2 protein-coding genes are annotated in these 2,203 nt (G+C 66.5%); both read right to left on the bottom strand.

Features of this window, described 5'->3' with window-relative positions:
• On the bottom strand, positions 1-868 hold an 868-nt coding region (locus AB4Y84_RS19840), incomplete at its 3' end, for an ATP-binding cassette domain-containing protein (protein WP_442250745.1).
• Positions 865-2,055, bottom strand: a complete 1,191-nt coding sequence (locus tag AB4Y84_RS19835; protein WP_442244349.1) for an efflux RND transporter periplasmic adaptor subunit — start codon at positions 2,053-2,055, stop codon at positions 865-867. The genes AB4Y84_RS19835 and AB4Y84_RS19840, both read right to left, overlap by 4 nt.
• Between the last annotated feature and the right edge of the window lie 148 nt (positions 2,056-2,203).

Raw genomic sequence — 2,203 nt, 5'->3', positions numbered from 1 at the left:
TGCCGATGATGATGCCGAGCATGGTCAGGAAGGTACGCATGCGGTGTGCATTCATGGCGCGCAGGGCCATGCGGAAAGCCTCGGAGAAGCGATCACGCACGGCCTGCCAGCTGCTGCCATCGCTGCGTTGCGGCAGCGCGGTCGGCGCCATGCCCGCTGCCGAGACAGTACCCGTCGCACGGTCATCGACAATTCGACCATCGCGGATCTCGATGATGCGCTGGGCGTGTTCGGCCACCGCCATGTCATGGGTCACCAGCACCACGGTGTGGCCCTCGGCATGCAGCTCGCCGAGGATCTTCATCACTTCCTTGCCCGACTGTGTATCCAGCGCACCGGTAGGTTCGTCGGCAAAGATCACCGCACCGCCATTCATCAGCGCGCGGGCAATCGACACGCGCTGCTGCTGGCCACCCGACAGCTCGCCGGGCAGATGCTGCATGCGTTCGCCCAGGCCCAGCCGCGCCAGCAGTTGGGCGGCCCGCGCGTGACGCGCGGGGGAGGGCATGCCGGCATAGATCGCCGGCACTTCCACGTTGCCCAGCGCGGTCAGATCGGCCAGCAGGTGGTAACGCTGGAAGATGAAGCCGAAGTGTTCGCGGCGCAGTTCGGCCAGTTCGTCGGGTGACATCTGCGCGGTCTGGCGTCCTGCAATCTGGTATTCGCCGGCAGACGGCCGATCGAGGCAGCCGAGGATGTTCATCAGCGTGGACTTGCCCGAGCCGGATTGGCCGACGATGGCCACCAGTTCACCGGCGCGGATGTCCAGGTCCACACCGTCCAGTACCACCAGCGTCTGCTCGCCGGCGGCGAATTCACGGCGTACCCCGCGCACGCTCAGCAGTGGCTCGCTCATGGGGGTGCTCATCGGGGCTGAGCGGGTGCGGCGGCGTCTTCGTCGCCGGCTTGAGCCAGAACAACCTGCTCGCCTTCTTTCAAGCCGCTGCGCACTTCCACCTGGATCTGGTCATCCAGCCCGATGGTGATACGCCGCGCCACGGCGCGCCCGTCTGCACCACGCACCTGCACGGTGTAGCTGCCATCGCCGGCCCGTGCGCCCAAGGCGGCTGGCGGAATGGTCAGCACGCTGTGGGCACGGCCGAGTACGATGCGCACCTGCGCGGTCATGTAGCTACGCAGGCGGCCGTCGGCGTTGTCCACGTCGAACTGGCCGTTGTAGTACATGGCGGTACGACTGCCACCGGAAAGCGCTGGCGACGCGAGGCTGGACGTATCTTCGTTGGTGATCGATTCGGGCGCTGGCGCGATGTCGCGCAGGGTACTGCTGTAGCGGCGGCCCGCGTCGCCAAGAATGGTGAAGAAGGCTTCCTGGCCGACCGCGGTGTGTACAACATCGGCCTCGGAGATTTCGGCGTAGACAGTCATCACGTCCTGGTTGCCGAGCATGACGATGGTGGGTGCGCTCTGTACCGCGTTTACCGTCTGTCCCTGGCGGGCCACGACCGCCAGCACCGTGCCGTCGGTGGGCGCGGTGATGCGGGTGTATTCCAGGTTGGTCTGCGCGATGTCCACGTCGGTCTGCCGCTGCACGATCTCACCGTCCAGCGCGGTGATCTGTTCGCGGGTCGCGTCCACCTTGGCCTTTGCAGCATCGAAGTCGGCACGTGCCACCAGCTGCGATGCCACCAGTTGCTGCTGCCGCCGCAGGGTCAGTTCGTACTGGCGCAGATCGGTGGCCAGTGCATCGCGGTTGGCGCGTGCGGTGCGCTGTGCCGCCTGCGCACTCAGCAGCGCATTGCGCTGGGTACGGGAGTCGATGTCGGCAATCGGGTCGCCTGCCTTCACCTTGTCGCCCAGCTTCACGTGCAGGGTTTCGATGCGTCCGGAGACCTGCGCGCCCACGCTCACCAATCGCGATGGCTTCAGGGTGCCGGTGGCTTCCACCACCTGTTCGATGTTTCCACGTACCACGGGCGCGAGCTGCAGCGGTGGCGGCGGAGCGGGTCGCAGCCAGAGCCAGGCGACAATGGCAGTGCACAGTACGGCACCAGCGATGATCAGCAGTCGGCGGTGTTTGCGCGGCGCGATGCTCATTCGCACAGCATCCAGAAGGGGCAGGTCATCGGTGGTCCTCGCGGCAGAAGAGTTGCACGCGCCGGGTGCCGGGCGTGGATGGCCGTCGAGTCTCGAGGTGCTGGGTTGCGTGAACCTTGCGGCGCTGGCGCGGTTGTCAGCCCACCGT

Source organism: Stenotrophomonas sp. 2YAF22, assembly GCF_052114665.1.
Taxonomy (GTDB): Bacteria; Pseudomonadota; Gammaproteobacteria; order Xanthomonadales; family Xanthomonadaceae; genus Stenotrophomonas; species Stenotrophomonas indicatrix.
The sequence above is the reverse complement of the archived record's forward strand: the minus strand, read 5'-3'. Positions and strand labels throughout refer to the sequence as shown.

Excerpts from the sequence above, each read along its gene's own strand:
- AB4Y84_RS19835 (WP_442244349.1), bottom strand. The coding sequence starts at position 2,055 with ATGAGCATCGCGCCGCGCAAACACCGCCGACTGCTGATCATCGCTGGT.